Source organism: Microlunatus speluncae (genome assembly GCF_009299835.1).
GTDB lineage: Bacteria > Actinomycetota > Actinomycetes > Propionibacteriales > Propionibacteriaceae > Microlunatus > Microlunatus speluncae.
This window is the reverse complement of sequence record NZ_VKCZ01000001.1, coordinates 90,337-113,314: the sequence shown is the minus strand read 5'-3', so window position 1 is coordinate 113,314 and position 22,978 is coordinate 90,337. Positions and strand designations below refer to the sequence as shown.

18 protein-coding genes are annotated in these 22,978 nt (G+C 69.1%); 10 read left to right on the top strand and 8 right to left on the bottom strand.

The features are described from left to right. Positions 1-68: 68 nt before the first annotated feature. The gene (locus FNH24_RS32085; protein ID WP_246186683.1) at positions 69-263 is read right to left on the bottom strand and encodes a hypothetical protein; all 195 of its coding nucleotides are present in this window, start codon (positions 261-263) and stop codon (positions 69-71) included. 9 nt (positions 264-272) lie between these two features. Here FNH24_RS32085 and FNH24_RS00475 point away from each other — a divergent pair, with 9 nt between their 5' ends. After that, entirely contained in the window at positions 273-1,193 is a 921-nt protein-coding gene (locus tag FNH24_RS00475) for an amidohydrolase family protein (RefSeq protein WP_246186682.1), read from the top strand. A gap of 157 nt (positions 1,194-1,350) precedes the next feature. Here the strand turns inward: FNH24_RS00475 and FNH24_RS00470 are convergent, their stop codons facing one another. Beyond that, on the bottom strand, positions 1,351-2,136 hold the full coding sequence (locus FNH24_RS00470; protein ID WP_152360169.1) for an NAD(P)-binding domain-containing protein: 786 nt from the start codon (positions 2,134-2,136) through the stop codon (positions 1,351-1,353). 89 nt (positions 2,137-2,225) lie between these two features. Between FNH24_RS00470 and FNH24_RS00465 the strand changes: the two genes are divergently transcribed. Beyond that, on the top strand, positions 2,226-3,653 hold the full coding sequence (locus FNH24_RS00465) for an esterase/lipase family protein (protein WP_152360168.1): 1,428 nt from the start codon (positions 2,226-2,228) through the stop codon (positions 3,651-3,653). A 79-nt stretch (positions 3,654-3,732) separates the two neighbouring features. Here the strand turns inward: FNH24_RS00465 and FNH24_RS00460 are convergent, their stop codons facing one another. Together FNH24_RS00460 and FNH24_RS00455 are read right to left on the bottom strand one after the other, a co-directional pair. Then, positions 3,733-6,396 carry a family 78 glycoside hydrolase catalytic domain gene (locus FNH24_RS00460; protein ID WP_152360167.1) on the bottom strand — a complete coding sequence of 888 codons (2,664 nt, stop codon included), beginning with the start codon at positions 6,394-6,396 and terminating at the stop codon, positions 3,733-3,735. Between the two features lie 29 nt (positions 6,397-6,425). Next, on the bottom strand, positions 6,426-7,946 hold the full coding sequence (locus FNH24_RS00455; protein ID WP_152360166.1) for an alpha-L-fucosidase: 1,521 nt from the start codon (positions 7,944-7,946) through the stop codon (positions 6,426-6,428). Between the two features lie 168 nt (positions 7,947-8,114). Here FNH24_RS00455 and FNH24_RS00450 point away from each other — a divergent pair, with 168 nt between their 5' ends. Then, complete coding sequence (locus tag FNH24_RS00450; protein WP_152360165.1) at positions 8,115-11,117, top strand: glycoside hydrolase family 2 TIM barrel-domain containing protein; 3,003 nt, start codon at positions 8,115-8,117, stop codon at positions 11,115-11,117. A gap of 39 nt (positions 11,118-11,156) precedes the next feature. Continuing rightward, positions 11,157-11,975: an SDR family oxidoreductase gene (locus tag FNH24_RS00445; RefSeq protein ID WP_152360164.1), complete on the top strand. Its 819-nt coding sequence runs from the start codon at positions 11,157-11,159 to the stop codon at positions 11,973-11,975. A gap of 72 nt (positions 11,976-12,047) precedes the next feature. On the opposite strand, the gene FNH24_RS00440 is transcribed toward FNH24_RS00445, so the two are convergent. After that, the gene (locus tag FNH24_RS00440; protein ID WP_152360163.1) at positions 12,048-12,905 is read right to left on the bottom strand and encodes a helix-turn-helix domain-containing protein; all 858 of its coding nucleotides are present in this window, start codon (positions 12,903-12,905) and stop codon (positions 12,048-12,050) included. A gap of 317 nt (positions 12,906-13,222) precedes the next feature. Between FNH24_RS00440 and FNH24_RS00435 the strand changes: the two genes are divergently transcribed. The 5 genes from FNH24_RS00435 to FNH24_RS00415 all read left to right on the top strand — a co-directional run bounded on the left by FNH24_RS00435 (position 13,223) and on the right by FNH24_RS00415 (position 19,490). Continuing rightward, on the top strand, positions 13,223-14,251 hold the full coding sequence (locus tag FNH24_RS00435) for an ABC transporter permease (RefSeq protein ID WP_246186681.1): 1,029 nt from the start codon (positions 13,223-13,225) through the stop codon (positions 14,249-14,251). Beyond that, positions 14,251-15,153 (top strand): carbohydrate ABC transporter permease, encoded by a 903-nt coding sequence (locus FNH24_RS00430; protein ID WP_152360162.1) that lies wholly within the window; start codon positions 14,251-14,253, stop codon positions 15,151-15,153. Before FNH24_RS00435 ends, FNH24_RS00430 begins: the two co-directional genes overlap by 1 nt. A 25-nt stretch (positions 15,154-15,178) precedes the next feature. Further along, on the top strand, positions 15,179-16,849 hold the full coding sequence (locus FNH24_RS00425; protein WP_152360161.1) for an extracellular solute-binding protein: 1,671 nt from the start codon (positions 15,179-15,181) through the stop codon (positions 16,847-16,849). Positions 16,850-16,877: 28 nt separating this feature from the next. Next, positions 16,878-18,977 carry a heparinase II/III domain-containing protein gene (locus tag FNH24_RS00420; protein WP_152360160.1) on the top strand — a complete coding sequence of 700 codons (2,100 nt, stop codon included), beginning with the start codon at positions 16,878-16,880 and terminating at the stop codon, positions 18,975-18,977. 75 nt (positions 18,978-19,052) lie between these two features. Beyond that, entirely contained in the window at positions 19,053-19,490 is a 438-nt protein-coding gene (locus FNH24_RS00415) for a nuclear transport factor 2 family protein (RefSeq protein WP_152360159.1), read from the top strand. A 103-nt stretch (positions 19,491-19,593) separates the two neighbouring features. On the opposite strand, the gene FNH24_RS00410 is transcribed toward FNH24_RS00415, so the two are convergent. Next, positions 19,594-20,280 (bottom strand): TetR/AcrR family transcriptional regulator, encoded by a 687-nt coding sequence (locus FNH24_RS00410; RefSeq protein ID WP_246186718.1) that lies wholly within the window; start codon positions 20,278-20,280, stop codon positions 19,594-19,596. Positions 20,281-20,383: 103 nt separating this feature from the next. Between FNH24_RS00410 and FNH24_RS00405 the strand changes: the two genes are divergently transcribed. Further along, complete coding sequence (locus FNH24_RS00405) at positions 20,384-21,304, top strand: TIGR03620 family F420-dependent LLM class oxidoreductase (protein WP_152360157.1); 921 nt, start codon at positions 20,384-20,386, stop codon at positions 21,302-21,304. A 578-nt stretch (positions 21,305-21,882) separates the two neighbouring features. On the opposite strand, the gene def is transcribed toward FNH24_RS00405, so the two are convergent. After that, a complete protein-coding gene (gene def / locus FNH24_RS00400; protein WP_152360156.1) occupies positions 21,883-22,428 on the bottom strand; it encodes a peptide deformylase in 546 nt (181 codons plus the stop codon). Continuing rightward, a complete protein-coding gene (locus FNH24_RS00395) occupies positions 22,425-22,937 on the bottom strand; it encodes a glycine cleavage system transcriptional repressor (RefSeq protein ID WP_152360155.1) in 513 nt (170 codons plus the stop codon). Before FNH24_RS00395 ends, def begins: the two co-directional genes overlap by 4 nt. Positions 22,938-22,978: the final 41 nt, after the last annotated feature.

The following is a 22,978-nucleotide window of genomic DNA, read 5'->3' as shown; positions in this document are numbered from 1 at the left end:
TCGTACCCGCGCCCTGCGGCTGTGCCACCGTCGTCCCTAGCCTTCTGTACCTGCGAACATTTGCGTTATCAAAACGTTGTTCGACGATGAGGGCCTGAATAATCTGCCGATTCATGAGGAATATCAATCGCCGGAATTTCATCGCCACCACCGCCCCGGTCGCCGCTGCCGCGGCCGTCGGTGCACAACCAGCGGCGGCGGCCCAACCGCCGCAACGATCGCTGATCGTCGACTGCCAGAGCCACCTCTTCTTTCGCGATCATGTCGAATTCATGCGCGGCCGGACCGAAGATCCCCGTGTCTTCGACAAGGACGGCGTGACGCTGTTGAAAATGGGAGATTGGGTACGGAAGATCCCACCCGAATATCTCGACCTCGAGCGGAAGATCGCTGCCATGGACAAGAACGGCATCGACGTGACGCTGCTGACCAGCAATGATCCCGGACCGGAGTGGTTCGGGGCCGACGGTCCGACCGTCGCCCAACTGCTCAACGACGGCGTCAGTGACATCGTCCGGACGTATCGGGGTCGGTTCGCCGGACTCTGTGTGCTGCCCCTGCAGGATCAGGCCGCGGCCGAACGCGAGTTGGACCGGTGTGTCAAAACCCTTCGAATGAAGGGCATCCTGCTCTACAGCAACCTCGCCGGCGAGTGGCCGGACGAGCCTCGGTTCCGCTGGCTGTTCGCCCGGGCGGAGGAGCTCGGCGTGCCGATCGTGCTGCATCCGGCCCTGCCGACCACCCTGCCCCAGACGAAGGGCCATGAGCTGACCGGCCTGCTCGGCAACATGTTCGAGAACACGATCTCCCTCGCCCGCCTCGTCGCCGCCGGTTTGTTCGACGAATTCCCGAAGCTCAAATTCGTCTGTCCCCATCTGGGTGGCACCCTGCCCTATATCGCCGGGCGATTCGATCATCAGGTGCTCGTACTCAAACGCAGCAATCAGAATCTCGAACGCAAGCCGAGTGACTATCTGCGCAGCATTTATCTGGACATCGTCTCGCCATTACCGGAGGCCATTCGGTTCGCCGTCGATTTCACCGGAGTCGATCGACTTCTGTACGCCAGCGATCATCCTTGGGTCCAACCTGAGGTCATCATGTCGAGCCTGGACAAAGTGCGACTCCGACCCAAGGACCGAGCGAAGATTCTGGGGCGGAACGCGGCGGCCTTGTTCGATCTTCCCGGCTGATGTCCGGTGGACTCTAGGGGAGTCGAACCCCTCGGCCGATCACTGCCGCATGCGGATTTTGCGACCGGCGAACCCCAGTTAGAGCCCTCGACGACCCGGATGGAGCCGCCATCCTGAGGGTACTCGAGCGACTGGCTTACGGCGCAAGGGTTTTCGACTACTCGTGATCGCCGGGCGGTGGCCCCTGGAGGCGGGTCAGCACCCGATCCAGGGCGTGCCGGAGCTGCTCGCCGTGGCCGGCGTCGCGGAGATCGTGCAGCACCTGCTCGTTGATCCCGCCCGGCGTCATGTGCTTGGTGGTCAGGGTGGCGAGGGTGTCGGTGCTGTGCAGCAGGGTCTGGCCGAGGGCGCCGAACAGGTGCTTGAGGTAGCCGGCGGACGCGTCCGGAGCCAGACCCTGGCCGGCCAGCCAGTCGGCGATGGTGGCGAGGGCGTCGAGCTGGGCGGCGAAGGTCGCGGTCGCGGCACTCATCGCGTCCAGGGCCGGTTCGCTGTCGGCGACGACGACCTGACCGACCGCGCCGAACAGCTCCCGGGCGATCCGGTGATCGGGATGGATCGCGGTCAGGCTCGCGCGCTGGGCGGCCTGCGGCAGCGGGATCGACCGGGCGAGTTCGCCGGCCGTCGGAGCCCAGCGGCGCAGGGTCGCCAGGGATACGCCGGCCAGGGCGCTGATCAGCACCTGCTCCGGCCGGAAGCTCAGCTCGCTCAGCACCTCCCGGCCGATCGGTGGCCGTACCGCCAGCACGACGGTCGTCGCCTGCTCGACCACCTCGGCGTTGTCGGAGCAGACCCGGACGTTCGGAAACCGGTCGGCCAGCCCGCGCCCGACGGCCCGGCCGCGCGGCGACAGGAACACCGAGGGCGGATCGGCGACGCCGTCGCTCAGCCCGGTCACGATCGCCGCCGTGATCTCGCCGGTGCCCACGAATCCGTACGCCATCCGTCCTCCTCTTTTGTCGAACCTCCCCCACGGTAACTTTGACGCGCGCCGGCCGACTCAACCGGCCAGCACACCTCCGGAGGAAGACCATGCCGATCCTGGCTGCGGTCCTGATCGTCTCGGGCCTGCTGCTGTTCGTGCTGATCCTGCTGGATCTCGCCCGCAAGGTCTCGTTGATCAGCCCGGTCGTGTTGGCGATCTACCTGCCGCTCGCGGTGAATCTGCCGCTGCTCGGCTTCGTGATCTTTCAGCAGCTGGGTGGGCCGTGGCTCTGGGCCTTGATCATTCCCGGCGTGCTGTTCCTCTACGTCTGGCTCCGGCTCAACGTCTTCCCGATCATGGACGGCATCCCGGTCGGCTTCCGGCTGAAGGCGCTCGGTGGTGCGCCGCCGATCCTCTACTCCCTCGTCTACGCGATCATCGTGCAGTCGGCGGTGTTGCCGCTCTCCTTCGTCCTGCTTTCCGGAACGCTGCCGACCGAACTGCTGGTGACCAACGCGATCTACTCCCTCGGCTGCTGCCTCGTCCTCTATCTCAACGGCGGCTACCGGGCCATCCTGGCGTCGAAGAGCCTGAGTGTGCTGAGCCGATTCCTGATCGCGACGGCGGTCTGGATCCCGGCCCTCGGTTGGCTGGTCGGCGCGGGGGCGGCTCGGGGCGTACGCCGGGAGTATCGCGCGGCCACCGACCGGGTGGCGTGGGAGCGGACGCTACCTCAGGACAACCAATGCGCCACCCGCTACCCGATCCTGCTGGTGCACGGAGTGGGCTGGCGCGACCGGATCCGGTTCAACGCGTGGGGCCGGGTGCCGACGTACCTGAAGCGGCACGGCGCGAACCTGTTCTACGGCGAGCAGGAGGCCTGGGGATCGATCGAACAGAACGGCGAGCAGGTCGCCGCCCGGATCCGTGAGGTCGCCGAACTCACCGGGGCGTCCAAGATCAACATCATCGCGCACAGCCGCGGCGGCATCGATGCCCGCTACGCGATCACGACCCTCGGCCTCGGCCACCGGGTGGCCAGCCTGACCACCATGAACACGCCGCATCACGGCGTCCGGTTCGCCGACACCGCGACGAAGCTGAGGCAGCCGCTCTATCAACGGCTGGCGTCGGCGGTGAACTTCGTCTTCGGCCTGGCCGGCGACGAGACGCCGGACTTCCTCTCCTCGACGATGGCCTTCCGCACCGAGCTGTCCCGGGAGTTCAACCGCAACACGCCCGACGATCCGTCGGTCCACTACCAGAGCTACACCTCGGTGATGAGCTGCGCCGCGAGTGATCGACTGCTCGCCGTCCCGTACCGCGTGATCAAGACTCTCGGCGAGGAGAACGACGGCCTCGTCTCGGTGGACTCCGCGAAGTGGGGCGAGTTCCGCGGCGTGCTCCGCAGCACCTCGAAGCGCGGCGTGTCCCACGGCGACCTGGTCGACATGCACCGCGAGGACTACCCCGGCTTCAACGTGCTGGACACGTACATCAAGATCGTCGCGGACCTGAAGGACCGCGGCTTCTGACCTGCCGGCCTGGTCCGTCGCCCTCCTGCTTCATGAACTTTCCTGTCGCTTTGTGAACGTTGCAACCTTCATAAAGCGTTCACGGGGTGGGGCGGGCGGCGAAGGTCCAGTGGCCGGTGGGGAGTTGCCAGGTCGGGCGGCCGTCGGCGGACGGGAGCGGGCGGGCGGAGTCGGGGGCGGTGGCGGTGGTGCCGGGCAGGGCCGGCAGGCGTACGGTCGCGGTCGAGCCGGGCGGGATCTCCACCTCCATCCGGAATCCGGCGGTGTCGCGCTGCCAGGAGACGGCGATGTCGCCGCGGGCGCCGCGGGTCCGGGCCGTGACCGAGTCCAGGCCGTCGACCAGCACCGGGGAGATGTCGAGGTCCCGCCAGCCGATCGAGCCCGGGGCCTGGTCGATGCCGGCCAGATGCTTGAAGAACCAGCTGTCGATCGCGCCGAGCATGAAGTGGTTCTGGGACAGGCCGCGGGTCGGCCCGTCCCAGGCCTCGGTCAGCGAGGTCGCGCCGTGCCGCACCTGATAGCCGTAGCTGGGATGCTCGGTGGAGTTGGCGAAGCGCCACAGTGCGTCGTGCCGGCCGGCCTCGCCGAGCACCCGGAACACCGCCGGCAGGGCGATCTCACCGACGTTGAGCCCGTCGTCGAAGGAGTCGCAGATCCGGTCCAGCAGCGCGTCGATCGCCTCCGCCGGCACGGCGCCGACGTCGAGGGCGAGCACCTCCGAGGCCTGGCCGCCGTTGCCGTAGTGCCCCGTCTCCGGGTCCAGGAAGGCCGCCCCGAACGCGGCGCTGATCTTGGCGGCCAGTCGCCGGAACCGTTCGGCGTCGTCGGTGCGGCCGAGCGCGGTGGCGATGTCGATCATGGCGGACGCGGCTCGCCAGTAGCCCCACGTGCCGACCAGCGGCACCGGCGTGGTCCGATCGGTGGTGATCCAGTCGCCGAGCCCGTACGTCAGCAGCCCGTCCTCGGACCGGCCGGTCAGGTAGTCCAGGTAGCGCACCATCGCCGGGTAGTGATCATCCAGAACGGCCGCATCGCCGTACCAGCGGTAGTGCTGCCACGGCACCTGGATGATCGCGCTACCCCAGTTGGGATCGTCCCGGAAGCCGTCGGCGAAGACCACGTATTCGGGCGCGATGTCCGGCACCAGACCGTCCTCGGTCTGCGCCTCGGCGATCGTCACCAGCAGCTCGCGGTAGTAGGCGGCGACGTCGTAGCCGTAGGCGATCACGTCGAACAGCAGATGCGTCTCCTCCAGCCAGCCCAGCTTCTCCCGGTGCGGGCAGTCGGTGAGGACGCTGTACATGTTGCCCTGCACCGCGCGGTCGATGATCGTGTGGATGTCGTTGATCAACTCCACCGAGCTGCTGAACTCGCCCACCCGCTCGTTGTCGGCCCGGACCACCAGGGCCGACACCGTCACCTCGGCGTCGGCCGGCAGGCCCTGGATCTCGAGATAGCGGAAGCCGTCGTAGCGGAACCGCGAGTGCCAGGTCGTCGGGCCGTCGCCGGTGATCAAGGTGTTGAAGACCGGGGACCCGGTGGTCGGCTTGGACTGCAGCACCCGGCCGTAGTCGTCGAGTTGATCACCGGGCAGCATCCGCAGGTGGTGGCCGGCCGGCAGGTCGACGCTCACCTCGGCCAGCCCGGCCTGGACCACGCCGACGTCGAAGATCGGCGTGCCGTCGGTCGCGGTCAGCCGCGCCACGGCCGGGATCCGTTCGACCACCCGCAGTGGTGGGCAGACCCGGGCCGCCGGGGTCGGCGCCGAGCCGGAGATGATCACCGCCGGCCGCCAGTCGGACCGGTCGGTGCCCGGCCGGTCCCAGCCCGCGATCTCGCGGCGGGCGTCGTAGTCCTCGCCGCCGAACCAGTGCGAACGCAGCGTCGGCCCGGCCGTGGCCAGCCACGATGTGTCGGTGCCGAACCGTTCCGACCGGCCGTCGGCGTAATCGACCTCGAGCTGGGCGATCGCCCGCGGTGACAGCTGCGACCCGTAGAACTTCATGTAGCGGTCCTGGTGTGGAAACACGTGCGCGATCCCCGGGCCGAGCTCGAGGCCGAGCACGTTGCCGCCCTCGGTCAGCAGCCCGGTGACGTCGTGGGTGGCGGAGCAGACCCGCCGCCGGAAGTCGGTGTAGGCCGGCTCGAGCACGGCGTCCGAGGTCGGGCGGCCGTTGATCGAGGCGTAGTAGACCCCGGCGCCGGCCACGTGCAGTCGGGCCCGGACCGGTGTCCCGGACAGCGTGAACTCGCCGGCCAGCAGCGGCAGCGGATGCGGCTCGCCGACCCGGGGATCGCCGTCGGCGTACCAGTTGGGGTGGCTGATCCAGGCCGCCGACCAGTCGTCCGGCGTCAGCAGACCGAGCTCGAACCGGGCCGTCGCGCTCCAGTCCGACCAGCGGCCGGACGCGTCCCGGACCCGCACCCGCCAGCACGCGGCGGCCCGGGCCGGCAGCTCGGGGCCGCCGTAGCGGCACTGTTGATCATCGCCGGTGACCTCGCCGCTGTCCCACAGGTCGGGCGATCCCGCGGCGAGCAACTCGGCCGTGGTGGCGACCTGGACCCGGTAACCGGCCGACAGCGGCGGGCCGGTGTCGGGCAGCCGCCAGCCGAACGGCGGCCGCGGGTCGCCGATGCCGATCGGGTCGGTCATGGCCAGGGTGCGCAGCGCGATCGGCCCGGGAACCGGGGTGGACTCGGGCCCTTCGGCCGGTGCAGGGAAGGGGATGGGCTGGTCGGGCATCGGTCCTCCGGTGGCTGTCCGAGGTCGGGTCAGGTCAGTGTGCTGATCTTGATCATGTACGCGGAGCGGGTGGGTGGCTCGGCCGGCAGGTCGATCACCAGGCCGCCCGGTTCGCGCCGCCAGGGCACCGGGCCGTGGCCGAGCAGCACCACCTCGACCGGGTCCGGATCGGGCCGATGTCGATCGGGCGGCTCGGTGCCGAGGCTGGTCAGCACGGCGCGGCGGTCTTCGGGCCAGCCGAGCAGTGTCGCGTACAGCCGGTGATCACGACGGGTGAACCGCACGTCGTCGGACCGGTAGTCGCGGTCGGCCTCGTTGTAGTGCTCGTAGCCCTGGGTCTGTCCGAGCCCGGTCCCGCCCTCGCCGAACCGGCGCCACGGGACGGTGTCGTAGATCCCCTCGCCGCACACGTCGAGCCAGGCACCGACCTCGGACAGCAAGGTTACGGCGTGATCATCGAGGGTGCCGTCGGCGCGCTGCGGCACGTTGAGCAGCAGGGTGCCGTTCTTGCTGACCACGTCGACCAGGGTGTGGATCACCTGGCGGGAGGTCTTACGGGGATGGAAGAAGTCTTCGGTTCCGGCGCAGTCGAACCATTCCCCGTCGCTGGTGTCGAACTGCCACGGATGATCTTGGATCCCGTCCAGTTGCCGCCGCTCGCAGTCCAACAGCACCGCCGTCCGGTCCTCCTCCGGCACGTCCTTGATCGTGACGATGCCGTCGCGGTTGGCCGCGTAGTACTCCGCGAGCAACTCCAGTCCGAGCGTGCTGGGCGGGGTGGACTGCACCACGCTGTCGAGATCGAACGGCAGCCGGCCGTCGTCCAGATAGACCAGGTCGGGCCGGTAGCGGCTCAGCGCCGCGCCGACCCGGCGGTAGAAGTCGGCGGCGATCTCCGGTGGTGGGGCCGCGCCGGCCGGATGCGGTGGCGGATAGAGCCGAGCCGGGTCCGGGCCGGTGCCGTCGTGGGTTCCGGCGGCGGCGCGGGCGCCGTCGTGCGGTTCGCCCGTCTCCGGGTCGGTGCCGTGGGCGACGTCGAGCCACCGCCAGGTCCAGTTGTGGTGGAAGCTCAGCCCGAACGGCAGCCCGGCCGATCGCGCCGCCCGCTGCCAGGCGCCGACGATGTCGCGGCCCGGGCCGATCTTGGTCGTGTTCCACGGGTGCGGCGAGTCCCAGAGATCGACGTTGTCGCAGTGCGCCGCCAGGGCGACGAAGTAGCGCGCGCCACTGCGCCGGTAGAGATCGATCAGCGCCTCGGGATCGAACCGCTCGGCCCGCCAGCGCCGGGCCAGATCGGCCGCGCCGCGCTCCGCCGGCAGGCCGAACTCGCGCCGGTGGTGGGCGTACTGCCGTTCGGCGCGGCGCCGCTCCCAGGGCCCCGAGCCGGCCTGCGGACCGTACAGGTGGCGGGCGTACCAGTCGCCGGACCGGCCGACGGACTGCGGCCCCCAGTGCGACCAGATGCCGAACTTGGCCGCCCCGAACCAGGCCGGGATTCCGTGTGCTCGCAGGGATTGCCAGGTCGGCCGGTAGCCCGCGTCCGTGCTCACACGCCCTCCCTGGCGGTGGATGACTTCGCTTCACTTGCCGGGATCGCATATCTAGGCAAGGATGCATATTGAAGCGATTCATCATCACGGTAGGCGAGTGAGGTCTCCATTGTCAATCATCGGCGCATCGGAGTCGACAGCCACGGTGATCATCGTCGGATCGCTGTCATGATCGACTTCGTCGAGGATCCCTGCCCCGGGTCCGGTCGCCGGACCCCGCGGGCCGACTTCCGGTCCAACGCCGCGACCCTGTCGCTGAACGGCAGTTGGGACTTCCGGCTGTCCCCCACCGCCGCCGGGACCGGTGATCAACTGCTGGATCCGGCGAGCACCGGCTGGACGCCGATCAAGGTCCCGGCGCACTGGGTGCTGGAGGGCCACGACCGGCCGCTCTACACCAACACCGCCTTCCCGTTCCCGATCGATCCGCCGCGGCTGCCCGAGGACAATCCGACCGGCGACTACCGCCGGACCTTCGATCTGCCGCCGGGCTGGCCGGCCGGTCGCACCGTGCTGCGGTTCCAGGGCGTCGACTCCTGCGCCACCGTGTGGTTGAACGGCGTCCTGCTCGGCCACTCCAAGGGCAGCCGGCTGCCGTTCGAGTTCGACGTCACCGAGCGGGTCCGACCGGTCGGCAACCGGCTGGCGGTACGGGTCCAGCGCTGGTCCAGCGGCAGTTACCTGGAGGACCAGGACATGTGGTGGCTGCCCGGCCTCTTCCGCGACGTCGAGCTGTTGGCGCGGCCCGAGGGGTCCATCGACGACTTCTTCGTCCGGGCCGACTTCGAGCCGGCGACGGGCACCGGAGTCCTCCGGGTCGACGCCGATCTCCCGGGACTCATCGAGCTGCCCGAGTTGGGCGTCCGGATGACGACCGGCGAGACCGTACGCGTCGCGGTGCAGCCGTGGAGTGCCGAGCGACCGCGGCTGTATCGCGGCACGCTGAGTGCCGGTGGCGAGCGGATCGAGCTGGCCGTCGGCTTCCGTCGGGTGGAGATCACCGACGGCCGGTTGTTGATCAACGGCCGCCCCGTCCGGCTGCGCGGAGTCAACCGGCACGAGCACCATCCGGAGCGGGGCCGGGCCCTGGACCGGGCGACCATGATCGCCGACATCGTGCTGATGAAGCGGCACAACGTCAACGCGGTCCGCACCGCGCACTATCCGCCCCACCCGGAGTTCCTCCGGCTCTGCGACGAGTACGGGCTCTGGGTGATCGAGGAGTGCGACATCGAGACCCACGGCTTCATCTACGCCGGCTGGCAGGGCAATCCGCTGGACGAGCCGGCTTGGCGCGACGCTCCGCTGGACCGGGTCGACCGGATGATCGAACGGGACAAGAACCGGCCGAGCGTGATCAGCTGGTCGCTCGGCAACGAGAGCTGGACCGGCAGCAACCTGGCCGACCTGGAGCGCCGGATCCGGGACCGCGATCCGAGCCGGCCGTTGCACTACGAGCGCGACCCGAGCTATCGGCACTCCGACTTCTACAGCCGGATGTATCTCGATCTCGATGAGCTGCGGGCGATCGGTGACCGGGCCGAGCCGGCGCCGGACGGGGTCGAACCGGACTCCGCCGATGATCAACGACGGCGGGCGCTGCCGTTCCTGCTCTGCGAATACGCCCACGCCATGGGCAACGGGCCCGGCTCGTTGATCGACTACCAGGAGGTGCTCGAGTCGTCGGACCGGTTCGCCGGCGCCTTCGTCTGGGAGTGGATCGATCATGGTCTGACCGGCCACACCGCGGACGGCACGGCGTACCACCGGCACGGCGGCGACATCGACTACCGGCCGAACGGCGGAACGTACTGCCTGGACGGCCTGCTCTTCGCCGACCGCACCCCGTCGCCAGGGCTGGCCGAGCTGAAGAAGGCGATCGAGCCGGTGGTGATCACGATTGATCCCGACGTTGCTGCCGTGATCATTCACAACCGGCAGCACACCGCCGGGCTGGAAGACCTGGTCTTCGACTGGCGCGTCGAGGTCGACGGCGTCGTTGTCGATCATGGTTCGTTGCCCACGCCGGACTGCCCACCCGGTGTCCGAGCAACGATCCGGTTGCCGACCCTCGCGCCGGCCCTGGCCGGTGAGGCCTGGCTGACCGTCACCGCGCGGCTCACCGAAGATCAACTCTGGGCCGCCGCCGGGCACGAGATCACCTGGGCCCAGGCTCGGCTGGATCATCCGGCGGACGACAGTCGTGGGAAGGGGTTCCGTTCCCTGAGCCCGCCGAAGGGCCAAGGCGAGGTGGCCTGCCGTTCGACGGGCTCAGGGAACGAACACTCGGAGCCAGATCGTTCGCTGAGCCTGTCGAAGCGCAAGCCGCCTGAGCCGAGTGGTCTCCACCTCGGCCCGGCGACCTTCGATCCGCGCACCGGCCGCATGATCGAGCTCGCCGGCCAGCCGATCGACGGGCCGACGCTGGATCTCTGGCGGGCCCCGACGGAGAACGATCGGGGCCAGGGTGATCGCAACGATCTGGCCCGGCTGTGGCAACGGGTGGGGCTGGATCGGATCCTGCACCGGACCGATCAGGTGCGCCGGAGCGATGACGGCCTGGTGATCATCGGTCGCAGCGCTCCGGCGACCCAGCCGTTCGGCTTCGAGACCCGGCTCACCTGGCGCTTGGTCGAGGGCCGGCTGCAGCTCGGCGTGGAGGCCGAGCCGGTCGGGCCCTGGCACGAGACCCCGTACGGCCAGCATGCGGTGACCCCGCCGCGGGTCGGCCTCCGGCTCGGTCTGCCCGGCGGCTATCGCGACGTGGAATGGTTCGGGCCCGGTCCGGGCGAGTCCTATCGCGACAGCCGCGCCGCGGCCCGGGTCGGCCGTCATGCCGTGAGCATCGACGCGCTGCAGACGCCGTACCCGGTGCCGCAGGAGAACGGCAATCACGTCGACGCGCGATGGCTCCGGCTGACCGGCGAAGGGCTGCCGGCGCTCCGGTTCGACGGCGACCCGCACCTCGATTTCACGGTCCGCCGCTGGACCAGTGAGACGCTCGCCGCCGCTGATCACCCGTACCAACTGATCGATTCGGGCCGGGTCTGGCTCAATCTCGATCATGGTCAGCAGGGTCTCGGCAGTGCGTCCTGTGGGCCGCCACTGCCGGAGCGCCACCGGCTGCCGATCACCCGGTATGCGTACGCGATCACCATCACGATCGACTGAACGGCTACGCTCCCCCGCATCGACGGCGGAAGGGGCGAGATGGGCGAGCAGGTCGGGCGGGAAGACGGGACGGCGGCGGAGTTCGAGGGCAAGGTCGCGCTGGTCACCGGAGGCAGCTCCGGCATCGGCCGCGGGGCGGCCCTCGAGCTGGCCCGGCGCGGGGCCAGGGTCGCGGTGTTCTCCTACGACGCCGAGCGGAACGAGGAGGTCAAGGGCGAGCTGGAGGCACTCGGCCGCGAGGCGCTGGTGATCACCGGCGACGTCCGGCAGGAAGCCGAGCTGCTCGACGCCGTGCGCCGGATCGACGAGACCTGGGGCCGGCTGGACCACGTCGTGATCAGCGCCGGCATCAACGGAGTCTTCGCCCCGCTGGACGAGCTCACCCTGGAGGAGTGGAACAACACCCTGGTCACCAACCTGACCAGCACCTTCCTCACCACCAAGGCGACCCAGCCGCTGCTCCGTCGGGACGGCGGCTCGATCGTGGTCATCTCGTCGGTCAACGGCACCCGCGTCTTCAACTATCCGGGCGCGGCGGCGTACTCGACCAGCAAGGCCGGCCAGCTGGCCTTCGTCAAGATGGTCGCGGTCGAGCTGGCGCAGCAGCGGATCCGGATCAACGTGGTCTGCCCCGGCGAGGTGCGGACCAACCTCGGCGAGGCGACCCATCCGCGCCACCTGGACCGGATCCGCTGGCCGGTCGACTACCCGAAGGGCCTGAGCGTGCTGACCGACGGCGTCGCCGCCGAGCCCGCCGACATCGCCGAGCTGATCACCTTCCTGCTCTCCGACCGCGCCTCCTTCATCACCGGCACCGAGATCTGGGCCGACGCCGCCCTCAGCCTCGTCCTCGCCTAAACCCCGAGTTGTCAGATCTACACCACGCTATGACGTGGTCTAGATCTGACAAGTCGGGGTTGGAGCGGGGATTCAGGGGGCGGAGCGGTAGTGGGAGGGGGGTAGGCCGTAGCGGGAGCGGAACTGGCGGCTGAACAGGAACGGGTCGCTGTAGCCAAGGGCACGGGCGATCTGGTGGATGGTCATCGTGGTCTCGGTCAGCAGCGAGCGGGCGCGGTCCAGCCGGGACTCGACCAGATAGTCCCGGAACGTGGTGTGCAGCTGGCGGGAGAACAGGCTGCTCAGCTGCCGGGTGGAGACGCCGACCGCGGCGGCGGTTGCGGCCAGCGAGTGCCGGGTTTCCGGCGCGGCCCGGATCAGGTCGATCGCGTCGGCCAGCTGCGGGCTGAGGGTGCCCGCCGGTACGCCCTGGGCCAGCGCGTCCTGCCGGTAGATCTCGGCCAGCACCTCGAGCAGCCGGGCCCGGGCGTCGACGGTACGCAGCGGCGACGGGTCGTGCACGGCACGGACCAGGTGCCGGAAGGTGCCGGTCAGCAGGCCCCGCTCCGGCACCAGCTGTGATCGCCGGGGCAGCAGCCGCGGATCGGGCTGCACCGGCTCGCCGGTGACCGGGTCGGTGAAGGAGAAGTGGCAGGACAGCACCGACAGCGGCCGACTCGGGTCGTGACCGATCGTTCCATGATCACCGGGCCGCAGCACCAGCAGCGATCCCGCTTCGAGCCGCAGGTCGAGCCGGTCGTTGAGCCGGCCATGACCGCGGCCGTCGAAGACCAGCCACAGATCGAAATCCGGGATCCGGGGCTGCCAGGACCAGTCCGGTGGGCAATGATGGACGTCGGCGCTGGACGACGGCACCGGAGGGGTCCGGGCCAGCAACTCCGCGATCCGCGGCCAGGAGTCCGGCTCGCGATAATCGACCGACTCGTCCATACCCAGACCGTAGGGCATTCGAGTCGTAGGGCGTGATTCTAGTCCCGGTGGGCCGCGCCGATCCATGGCGCAACAGGGCCGAAGTCTGGACCGAATCACGGCCTCGGTCCGGACATGATCATGATCGTTGACAGGTCCGATTTCGCGCGCTTATGTTCACCTGCAAGCCCATGCGTGTCGCGACTCGGCACCGCCTGCTCATCGACGATCGGGGTGATCACGTGTTCTGTCGCCGGACCGGGTTCCACCGTCAGATCGGGAGCCGCCCCGCGGGAAGCCGGCTGCCCGGCGCCCGTTCCGAGTGAGTGCGGCCGGACATGTCGAACCGCTCCCGATCGCTGCCCCTCGATCCGCCCACCCCGCCGGCCGAGCCGCCGACGGAGCCACCGCGGGGCGGACGCAAGATCAAGATCACCGAAGCGCTGGACGGGCGCAAGGTCCGCCGGGTCCCACTGCTGAAGCGGATCTGGCGCGAGCGCTGGATGTATCTGCTGATCTTCCCCGGCTTCGTCTACTTCGTCCTGTTCCAGTATCTCCCGCTGGGCGGCAACGCCGCCGCCTGGCAGGACTACTCTCCCTTTCTCGGGCTGAGCAAGAGCCTGTGGGTCGGCTGGGAGAACTTCGAACGGATCTTCGTCGACCCGGAGCTGATCGACGCGCTCTGGAACACACTGCTGCTCAGCGCGCTGCAGATCGTCTTCGCCTTCCCGGCCCCGATCGCACTGGCCCTGCTGCTCACCAGCATCCTGTCCGACCGGGTGAAGCGTTCGATCCAGATGATCGTCTATTTGCCGCACTTCATCGGCTGGGTGATCGTGGTGTCGATCTGGAACGAGATGCTGGGCCCGCTCGGCGTGATGAACAGCCTGTTCAACGCGTTCGGGCTGCCCAAGCTCGACATCATCGGCAACCCGGACTGGTTTCCGGCCCTGGTCACGCTGCAGGTGATCTGGAAGGAGGTCGGCTGGGGCACGATCATCTTCCTGGCCGCGATCTTGAACATCCCGCAGGAGCGGTACGAGTCCGCCGCGCTGGACCGGGCCGGGCCGTGGCGCCGGATCTGGCACATCACCTTGCCCGGGATGGCGTCGATCATCGTGCTGCTGCTGATCCTGCGGCTGGGCAGCGTCTTGTCGGTCGGCTTCGAGCAGATCCTGTTGCAACAACCGATCTTCGGCGCCGACGCGGCGCAGACGCTGGACACGTTCGTCTACTTCCGTGGCATCAACGGCGGTGACTGGGGGCTGGCCACCGCGGCCGGTCTGGTCAAAGGTTTGATCGGCACGATCCTGGTGCTCGGAGCCAACAAGCTGGCCAAGGTCTTCGGCGGCGAGGGGGTGTTCTGATGGCCACCAAGGTGCGGGCCACCCGGCCTGCCTGGCAGGAGAAGCCGAGCGTCGTCACCCAGGCGCTGAAGGTGATCGTGCTCGCCTTCTCGGTGATCGTGATGCTGTATCCGTTCGTGCACGTGATCTCGGTCAGCTTCTCCGACCCGGCCTTCTACACCCCCGGTGATCTGCTGCTCTGGCCGAAGGGCTTCACCACCGCCGCGTACGAGCTCGTCCTCGGCGGTGAGATCGTGCCCCGGTCGCTGCTGGTCAGCATTGGCGTCACCATCGTCGGCACCTTGATCAGCATGGTGATGACGGTGACGATGGCGTACGGCCTGACCCAGACCCGGCGGGTGCCCGGCTCCCGGTTCATCCTGCTGATCGTGCTGTTCAGCATGCTGTTCTCGGCCGGCATCATCCCGAACTATCTGGTGGTCCGCGGCCTCGGCCTGCTGGACAACTGGCTGGCGTTGATCCTGCCCGGGGCGATCAGCGCGTTCAACCTGGTGGTGATCAGGAACTTCTTCATGAGCATTCCGGAGGAGCTGCTGGACGCGGCCCGGATCGACGGCGCCGGCGAGCTGCAGATCCTCTGGCGGGTGGTGCTGCCGCTGTCCAAGGCCGTGCTCGCGGTGATCGCCCTGTTCTACGGCGTCGGCTACTGGAACGCCTTCTTCGGCGCCATGTTGTATCTGAACGACCCGTCGATGTGGCCGGTGCAGTTGGTGCTCCGGCAGTACGTGCTGCAGGCCGAGCCGCTGCCCGGCTCGGTGATCGAGAACACCCAGGTGCAGCTCACCCCCGAGACGATCCAGATGACCGTGCTGGTGCTGGCCACCGTGCCGATCTTGATCGTCTATCCGTTCCTGCAGCGCTTCTTCACCAAGGGCGTGCTCACCGGCGCCATCAAGGGCTGACCCCCTTCAACAGAAAGGAATCATCATGCGCAACGAGGCCATGATCAACTCGATCAGCCGCCGAGCGGCCCTGGGGCTCGGCGCGGGGGCGCTCGGAGCGGCGGCTGTGGGCTGCTCCAACGAAGGGCGGGGCGTGCAGCCCGGACCGGAGGGCGGCGGTGATCTGCAACTGCCGATCAGCCTGGAGCGGCCGGCGCTGGACGGGACAACGCTGAGCAAGGTGCCGGACGTGCCGCCCGCGTACAGCAAGCTGCCGATGCCGGGCGTCCAGTCGGTGGCGCAGAAGCCGGGTCAGGGCGGCGAGGTGTCGACGTTCACGATCACCTGGGGCGTGCCGGCGAAGCTGGACGGCAACACCTGGTACGACACGCTGAACGACGCCCTCGGCGTCACGCTCAAGCCGGTGATCACGCCGGCCCAGACGTTCGGCGACAAGCTGGTCACCACGATCGCCAGCGGCGACATCCCCGACATCACCACCAACGAGCCGAGCTATCGCGGTCGCGCCGCCCGCAAGTACCTGCCGCAGGGCGTGTTCCATGACCTGCGGAAATATCTCGGCGGCGACAAGGTGAAGAAGTATCCGAATCTGGCGCTGGTGCCCGAGTACGCCTGGAAGAACTCGCGGATCAACGGCGCCCTCTACGGGGTGCCCTGCTATCGCAACCGGACCATCGGCGGGACCATCTCCTATCGCTCCGACTGGGCGTCTCGCGGCGGCTTCGAGGGCAAGCCGGCCAACGCCGACGAACTGTTCCAGTGGCTGACGGCGATGAAGAAGGGCGGCGGCGAGGGCACCTACCCGCTGGCCACGATCGACCAGACGTTCAACTTCTGCGGCGGTCAGGTGCAGGGCACCCCGACCGGCTGGCGGGAGGAGGGCGGGAAGTTGATCAAGGACCTGGAGACCGACGAGTACGAGGCGGCGCTGGTCTTCGCCAACAAACTCTGGGAGGCCGAGCTGGTGCACCCCGACGTGCTCACCCTGACCCCGAACTCGGCCGAATACACGGGCTACTTCACCAGCGGCCGGGTCGGCGTCTGCAACGGCAGCATCGATGCCTACTTCGGGCTGGCCGGGCAGTTCGCCAAGGTCCGCGAGCGGGAGCCGAACGCGCAGTGCGACGTGCTGGTGCCGCCCGGGCGCGACGGCGGCCGCGGGGTGATCGGCCCCGACCTCGGCTTCTACTGCATGCTCAGCATTCCGTCCTCGGTCACCGACGAGGGCCGGATCGACGAGTTGCTCCGGGTGATCGACTTCCTGGCCGCGCCGGCCGGCAGCCAGGAATACAACCTGGTGCACTACGGCGTCGAGGGCCACAACTACACGGTGAAGGACGGGCTGCCGGTCGGCTCGACCGACGAGAAGATCATGACCGAGTCGTTCCTCAACCAGCTCGGCGCCTTCAACTACGGCTTCTTCTTTCCCGGCGCGCCGGCCGAGGAGGCGCTGACCTGCCAGCGCTACGCCGAGGAGATGACCGAGTGCTTCGTCGCCGACCCGACCGCCGGCCTGGACTCCGAATCGTCCTACTCCAAGGGCGACGCACTGGCCGCACTGGTCCAAGATCACGTCAACGGCATCGTCACCGGACGTCGGCCGATCAGTGATCTTCAGGAGTTGCGCAAGCGCTGGAAGACCAACGGCGGCGACGACGTCCGCCGCGAGTACGAGCAAGCCCTGACCGAACAGTAGTCCCCCCGACCCAGGATGTGATCATCTCATGCCCGTCAGTTCAAGCACGCGGCTGCGCACCGATGACGAACTGAAACGACTCCGCTCCCGCTGGACCGATCCCGACTTCGCCGTCGCCCGGGATTCCCTGCTGCAGCAGGCGGACGCGGCGCTGGAGCAGGACCTGCGCCCGGTCGCCGAGGGCGGTGGCTGGGGCCACTCCTTCCACTGCCCCGATCATGTGGTGCCGCTCGACTTCGACCCGTCCGGGCCGGCGCAGCACCGGTGCCCCGTGGACGGGAGGCTGTGGCAGGGCGAGGACTTCGACGGCGGTTGGCGGTGTGCGTTGAACGGCCGCATCATGGGCGGCATCCAGGCCTGCGGATCGGTCGTCGCCGCTCTCGGAGCGGAGGCCGGGGCACGCTACCTGGCGTACCCGCGGGAGATCTTGCTCGACTACGCGACCCGCTATCCGGAACTGCCCGAATACGGCCGCTGGGCCGGGAAGGGCAAGATCACCGGGCAGTCGCTGGAGGAGGCGGTCTGGGCGATCGGTGCCTGCCGGACCTACGACGCGATCCGTGATCACCTGTCCGCCGATGAGCGCGCGACGATCGAGGACGGGCTGCTCCGCGGGCTGGCCGATCATGTCACCGGGCAACTGTTCCACAAGATCCACAACATCGAGTGCTGGCACCTGTCCTCCCTCGCGCACCTCGGCGTGATCTTGGACGACGACGCGTTGGTCCGGCTCGCGGTGGACGGCGAGACCGGGCTCACCGCGCAGTTCGCCGAGGGGATCCTGGACGACGGTTGGTGGGCCGAGGGTTCGCCGACCTATCACTACTACATGTTGTCCGGCGCCCTGTCGGCCGCGGCGGCGCTGCGCGAACGCCGGCCGGAATTCCTGTCCACGCGTGGATTGCGGGACATGCTGCTGACGCCGCTGTCCATGATCAGATCCGACTTCAGCCTGCCCGCGACCAACGACGGTTGGAACTCGATCGCCTATCCGGACGGCCTGGCCCAGTACGCCGGGCACTACGAGCAGGGCTACGGGCTGTGGCCGGATGATCGGTTCGCCCAGGTCCTGGCTGCGTTCTATCAGCACGGCCGGGAGCGGGTCGGCGAGGCGGCGCTGACGCAGGGCCCGGACCTGGCCGGGGTCGCCGCGCCGGTCTCCTGGCCGCTGCGGACGGTGCACCCGACCAGCGGCTACGCGATCCTGACCGACGATGATCGTTATCTGCTGCTGAAGTACGGGCCGCACGGCGGCGGCCACGGTCATCCGGACAAGCTGCAGCTCGACCTGTGGGCGCACGGCGTGCGACTGGCCCCGGACGCCGGCTCCCCCGCCTACACCTCGCCGCTGCAGGGGCCGTGGATCCGGCAGACCCTGTCGCACAACACCGTGTCGCTCGATCACACCTCGCAGCCGGAGGCGGAGGGGCGGCTGATCGACTTCCGCGATCCGGCCGAGCATCCGTACGGTCTGGCCGAGGCAATCGTCGCCTGGCCGGAGGATCCGGACGAGATCGTCGGCCGGCAGGGATCCTGGCTGCGCGAGCCGCGGCGGACCCACGTGCCCGCCTACGCCGGCGCCATGCTGCGCCGGTCGGTGATCTTCGCGCCGGGCTACTTCGTCGATCTGATCCGGGTCGAGGCGCCGGCGGCCGGGCTCGGACACGCGGTGCCGATCGAGCTGTCCTGGCACCACCGCGGCACCATGATCACTCCGACCGAACTGGAGCCGGTCGATTGGCAGCCGCCGGGCGAGGGCGACATGCGGGACACGTACGCGATCTTGGCCGACGTGCACCGGCTGCCGCACAGCGGCCCTGAATGGCAAGCGGCATGGCAGGTCGAGGGCGTGACCACCCGGCTCTGGGCGCACGATCCCGCCGGCGCCGAGGTGCTGACCGCGACCACGCCCGGCAATCCGCCGGCCGAGCCGCAATGCACCCTGCTGCGCCGGACCACCGGCAACGACGCCCTCTTCGCCTCGGTGATCGAGACCGGCCGCGGCGACAGCGCGATCGAGCGGGTCGATTGGAGCGAGGACTCCGACGGGCTGGTCGTCACCGTCCAGCTCGACGGCCGCACCGACTCCTGGCACCTGCCCCTGGACGGCACCCCCACGCCGGCCTGATCGATCGGCTCGCGCCGCGAGGATTTCCGGCTCGACTGACACGACGTGTCAGTGACCCGTCGCTACTCTCCGGCCATGGCTGATGTCGATCAAGGAACGCAACCAGACACCAGGACCGTGGTCGAGGAGTTGCTGCGGCGCACCGGTCGGGGAGACCCGGACGACATCGCCGAGCTGTACGCGGCGAAGATCGACTGGCGAGTCGACTGGCCCGTCGAGCACCATCCGGTCGTGCCCTGGATCCGGCCCCGCTCGACTCGCGCCGACGTGGCGGACCACTTCCGAACCTTCGGTCGCAGCTGTCCCTCGAGCGAGGCCCGGGTGGCGATCGACCGGCTGCTGATCGACGGCCCCGACGCCGTCTTGATCGGCACCAGCAGCCAGCTGGTCGAAGCGACCGGCCGGCGCTTCGACATGGTGTTCGCCCTGCACCTCACGATCGAGGGCGGACTGATCACCCGGCACCACATGTACGAAGACAGCCTCGCCGTCCTCCAGGCCTTCGATTCCTGACCTCGGAGCCTGCTCGTTCCCTGAGCCTGTCGAAGGGCCTTGGTGATGATCGGGCCCGACCTTCGACAGGCTCAGGAAACGAACAATCCCTCGCGGTGGTGCGTCAGGAAGAGGAGCGACGGCGTTGGCGGTGCGCCTTCTGGCGGCAGGCGGGGCTGCAGTAGCGGGCCGGGCGGCCGGTCGTGCTGGCCGGTAGCGGAGCGTTACAGATCTCACAGGTTTCGTTACGTTCGACCGGTTTCGTTACGGTCGGTCGCAGGGCGTCGCCGATCAGCTCGACCATCCGACCGGGCCGTGCCCGACCCCGCTCCATCGCAACGCAGCCGGCCAGCAGGGCACGCACCTCGGCGGTGTCGACGTCGGCCCGGACCGCCCCGACAGCCTGGGCCCGGCGCAGCAGTTCGCCGATCAGGTGATCGAAGTCCTGCTCGACCCGGATCGGACAGATCCCGGCCCGGCTCTCCAGGGCTTCGCAGACCGCACGATTGAACGCCGCCCGCTCCACGACGGTGGTGAAGAAGCCGAAGAACGCCTGGCCCGGATCGTCCGCGTGGATCAGTTTCCGGGCCTCGTCGACGACGCGTTCGAGCCGGTCCGTCACCACCTCGGCGAACAGCGCCTCCTTGGTGGCGAAGTGCCGGTAGACCGTGCCGGCCCCCACTCCGGCGCGCCGGGCGATCTCGTCCAGCGGCACCAGGATGCCGTCCTCGGCGAAGGCCTGCTGCGCGGCGGCCAGCACCCGATCCCGGTTGCGGCGCGCATCGGCACGCCGGGCCGGGACTTCGCTCACTTCGCTCAAGACGGCGGTCACTCCTGGGTTCGAAACGGGCTCTGCGTTCCGGTACGCTCGGTCGAAACGGGTGGTTCGTTCCGATTCTAGCGAGGAGATCTCGATGTCAACGACTATTGCTGCGGAATCCAGGCGACGGCTCGGCCGGGTCGGCGTCGGGCTGACCGTGCCGATCGCGCCCGCCGACGACTGGCGGGACAGCATCCGGCGGGTGGAGCGGGCCGGCTTCGGCGCGGCCTGGGTCAACGAGGCGATCGGCGGGCGGGAGGTGTTCGCCCAGTTGGGGCTGCTGCTGGCCGCCTCGGAGCGGATCGTCCTCGGCTCGTCGATCGCCAACACCTGGGCCCGGCATCCGGCCGCGATGCAGGGCGGCGCCGCGGTGCTGGCCGACGCCTATCCGGGCCGGTTCGCGCTCGGCCTCGGCGTCAGCATGGATCTGATGGTCGAGGAGAGCGGCCAGACCTGGACCCGGCCCCTGACCAGGATGCGCGACTACCTGGACCGGATGGACACGGCCGTCGAACGGGCGCCCCGGCCGTCGGTGCCCTATCCCCGGCTGCTCGCCGCGCTCGGCCCGAAGATGACCGAGCTGGCCCGCGACCGGGCCGACGGCGCGATCCCGGCCGCGATGCCGGTCGAACACACCCGGCGGACCCGGCACCTGCTCGGCCCCGAGCCGCTGCTGATCGTGCAGCAGTTGATCATCCCGGAAGCCGACCCCACCACCGCCCGCAAGATCATCCGCGGTTTCGGCATGCCGGACTTTCCGAGCTCGCCGTACACGAAAGCCTTGCGCGGCTTGGGTTACAGCGAAGCGGACCTGGCCGGCGGCGGCACCGACGCGGTGATCGACGCCCGCTTCGGCTGGGGCGACCCGCCCCGGATCGCCGCCCGCCTGCAAGATCATCTGGACGCGGGCGCCGATCACGTGGTGATCAGCGTGCCCGGGGCGAACCTCGGCACGATCACCGACCAGCTCGAATGCCTCGCCCCCGCCCTGACCGCCCTCGCCGTCCCGGCCTGAAAGGCGATCCCTGGCTGTTCGTTCCCTGGATCCACCGATGATCTTGGATCTGTGGTGTCGCGCGACTTCTGTTCGGGCTGGAAGCCGGGCCGGCGGGTTTTGATGGTCGGAGCGAGGGTTGTTCGTTCCCTGAGCCTGTCGAAGGGCAAGCCAGACGCGTGCCCCTCCGGATTTCGGCCTGACGGCCGGAAAGACGCGCCAGGAAGCGGACGGGTCAAGGCGGTCCGCCGCGTCATGCTGCCGAGCGCCGGAGTTGGCGGCGAAAGTCGCCGGCTGGGCATCGACTGTGACGTTTCCCGCCCGTTCGGCGCCGGTTGAGCCGGGAAACGTCACAGTCGATGAACCCAACGCAGCCCAACCGGCGGCCGGCCGGACATTCCCAGAAACGCCGTAACCCGCCCGTCCTTGGCGCGTCTTTCTAATCCTCGGCATGCACCGAGCGGACTTGTCCAGCCGACCCGGGGCGGGCGAATCCTGCCGTCCCGACCCCACTCGACGGGAGCGTCGATCCCCGCGACCCGAACCCGAGATGGCGCTGGCCTGGCTTGCCCTTCGACGGGCTCAGGGAACGAACAAGGTCACGCGCGGGGGTCTTGGTAGACCTTGCGCGGAAAGACGGCGTGGGCGCCGGCGACGCGGTCGAGGAACAGCAGGCCGGAGCAGTGATCGATCTCGTGCTGCAACGCCCGCGCCTCGTACGCGTCGGTGACGATCTCCACGATCGCGCCGGTGACCGGCAACTGCCCGCGAACGGTGACCCGGTTGCCGCGCTTGACGTCGCCGGTGAGGTCCGGCACCGACATGCAGCCCTCCCGCGACTTCTCGTTCCGGCTGGTGGCGACCACGTCGGCGTTGATCAACACGATCAGGCCGTGGCTGGATCGGGTCTTCGGGTGATCGGAGACGTCGACGCAGAAGGCCTTGGCCGAGACGCCGATCTGTGGCGCGGCCAGACCGACGCAGCCGGGCGAGACCTTCATCGTCGCGATCAGGTCGGCGCACAGCTGGGCGGACTCGTCACTGGTCGGGTCGATCTCGGGTGAGGCGGTGGACAGCACCGGGTCCGGGGCGCGCACGACGTTGCGGACGCGTCCCTCGGGGAGCGCCGGAAGTTCAAGGCTCACAGCTCGTCGCGCTCCACCGGCCGCAGGTTGGCCTCGACCCCCAGGCCGGAGGCCACCTCCTGCAGTCGCTGCCGTACGCCCTCGACGGCGTCGGCCGCGATGTCGACCTCGGCGAGCAGGACGTAGAGCCCACCGGACAGCCGGGTGCTCAGGTCGGTGATGTTGCCACCGGACTCGGCCAGCACACCGGTCAGCCGGGCGACGATGCCGAGTTGGTCGGCACCGTGCACGGTGATCAAGTACGACTCCCCCACCGCGGCATGATCAGCTTCCGGGTCGACCTCGCGGACGCTGACCGAAAGGGAGTCATCGATGATCTTGGCCAGCTTCGCCTCGACGTCGGCCGCGGAGGCCGTGCCGGAACAGATCAGCGTCATCGCGAAGTGACCCCGCAGCAGGGTCATCGAAGAGTCCTCGAGATTCATCTGCAGCTCGGCCAGCAGGTCCGCCGTCCGAGCGATGATCCCGGGACGGTCGTGCCCCAGAACGGTGATGGCGAGATTGGTCACCCGGGCATTCTGCCAAACCTCCCGGCGCCCGCGCTCCACGG